Source organism: Defluviitoga sp. (assembly GCF_035349255.1).
Taxonomy (GTDB): domain Bacteria; phylum Thermotogota; class Thermotogae; order Petrotogales; family Petrotogaceae; genus Defluviitoga.
This window is the reverse complement of sequence record NZ_DAOPSE010000088.1, coordinates 1-2,226: the sequence shown is the minus strand read 5'-3', so window position 1 is coordinate 2,226 and position 2,226 is coordinate 1. Positions and strand designations below refer to the sequence as shown.

Sequence of the window (2,226 nt, the reverse complement as noted above, 5' to 3'; positions counted from 1 at the left end):
CCACTCATAGCATGCCAAAATTCAATCGTTGTTACAGAAAAAGTTAACCCAGCAAGTAACAAAACAGATACCAACAACATCACAAAACGTTTCATAACGCCACCTCCTAAAGATATTTAGGTAATACAACTAAAAATACTTGTAGCAAAAAAAAACCTATTTTCACCAAAATTTTGGTAAAAATAGGCTTTTCTCCATCTCTCCAGCCTTTTGTTATTTAGCTTTTATTTATTAATGCGTTACTAAATACAATACTAGGCAATAATATTTTAACTGTAATCACAGGAAAAGTCAAACTCGTTTAAGAGCTTTTAAGAATAATCGAAAGTAAATATGGGCTAATATATGTCAATAAATAAGAAAATCGTAATTTTTCGTTTATTTTAAGCAAAGATTAAAAAGTATAAACACAAACCGATAAATTTTACTCTTTCTTTTCATTATAGTTTTTTCATAGTTTTTTCATAATATACTTTTAATGAACAAATTTTTAATATCTAAGGTGACTTTTATCACTTGTAACAATAGATATTAAATTGCCGATTTTTTAAATACTTCTATATATTGAAAAACTTCGGATTTGTTGGAATAAATTTAAATTTATGAGGGGTGCTCTTATGAACTAAAAGTTTGAGAGTTTCACCATTAAAATCGCAATCTACCAACTTACGTGAAGAATCATAAATATAACTTTGATACGATATGACTTCTAACCCTTTATGACTTAATTCAATTTCTTCAGGTCTAAAACAAAATTTATACAATCCATCAGGAAGATTTACAGGAAAAGTATTAAAAGCTTTTCCATTAATGATTTCGGCATTTATTACATTCAATCCAAGTCTTGCTAAAAGCTCCATTACTTTTATATTAATAGGATTATTATATACTTCAAATGTTTCTCCAAATTGCAACATTTCACCATTATCTAATATCATTATATAATCACTTAGAGCTACTGCATCCTCAGGATCGCTAAAAACCGCAACGGTCGTTTTGTCTAGATCTGAAATAAACCTTTTTAAAAAGGTCCTCATTTCAACGTGTAACTTCCTATCTAATTGACTTAATGGTTCATCAAGAAGTAATAAATTGCATTCGTTTAACTTTTCTCTCCCAACGGCAATTAATTGTTTCATACCTTCAGGCAACTCACTTGGTTTAAATTCTAAATAATTTGGCAGTCCATCTAATTCTTGAGCAGCTTTGGTAGCTTCAACATAAACTTCTTTTTTCTTTTTACCTCTTATATACAAAGGAAATCCCAAATTTAGTTTTGAATCAAGATGAGGAAAAAGTGCATAATTCTGAAATACGAATCCTACCCTTCTATCTTTGGGAGAATAATCATCTATTCTTTCTCCTCCTAGTAATATCTTGCCTGAATCTAATTTCATTAAACCTGCGATAGTCCTTAAAAGCACAGTTTTTCCCGATCCTGAAGGACCTAACACCGATAAAACGTCTCCTCCACCAATTTCAAACGAGATATTTTTAAGTTCAAACTCGCCAACATGAGAACATACGTTCTCCAATTTTAAAGCATACTTATTAGATGTCTTTAACATTTTGATTCACCTCCTTTCTAATTTCGGAAGGTAATCTTTTTATTCGATATTTAGTATATTAATGAGACAATAAAAAATAAATATATTTCAATTAGTTAATATTGAAAGGCAAAATTATGATTTGAATGACATTTGAATAAATTTTTGAAAGATTAAAATATTGTATTAAGAAAGAAATAATAAAAATGGTAGGTAAAAAATCCATATTTTCTGAAAGATTTTGTTAAATTACATTATTAAATTTCAGTTTTATTATATCATTTTTGTGTAAAGTTTCGAGTCAATAATTTATTAGTTATATTAAATAAAAACTTAAGAACAACACAATATGATATAATTACTCTATGTTCAACATATTCATCATGTTTATCTTTTAATTACTTCAAAAAAGGTTTGAAAAACTGTCTTGGCCACGTTGCCAAAATAGAGTTTATAATTAAACTTTGGTTTTAATAAAACGCCTGGATTATTAAATTTAGGAGGAAAATATGGAGCAAAATAATTTTAAAAGTGGTTTTGTCACTGTTGCAGGAAAACCAAATGTAGGAAAATCTACATTAATTAATGCATTAATGGGTCAAAAAGTTGTTATTGTGTCTGAGAAACCCCAAACAACAAGAAATCGAATCAACTGTATTTTAACTGAAGATAATTATCA

General features: G+C 28.0%; 2 protein-coding genes. One reads left to right on the top strand and one right to left on the bottom strand.

The features are described from left to right. Positions 1 to 557: 557 nt before the first annotated feature. A complete protein-coding gene (locus tag PKN74_RS08315; RefSeq protein WP_472310373.1) occupies positions 558 to 1,568 on the bottom strand; it encodes an ABC transporter ATP-binding protein in 1,011 nt (336 codons plus the stop codon). 488 nt (positions 1,569 to 2,056) lie between these two features. Here PKN74_RS08315 and PKN74_RS08310 point away from each other — a divergent pair. Beyond that, positions 2,057 to 2,226, top strand: a 170-nt coding sequence (locus PKN74_RS08310) for a GTPase (RefSeq protein WP_472310375.1), incomplete at its 3' end; no start/stop codon positions are given.

Bases quoted from the DNA above. Each gene is read 5' to 3' on its own strand.
- PKN74_RS08315 (WP_472310373.1), bottom strand. From the start codon at position 1,568: ATGTTAAAGACATCTAATAAGTATGCTTTAAAATTGGAGAACGTATGT.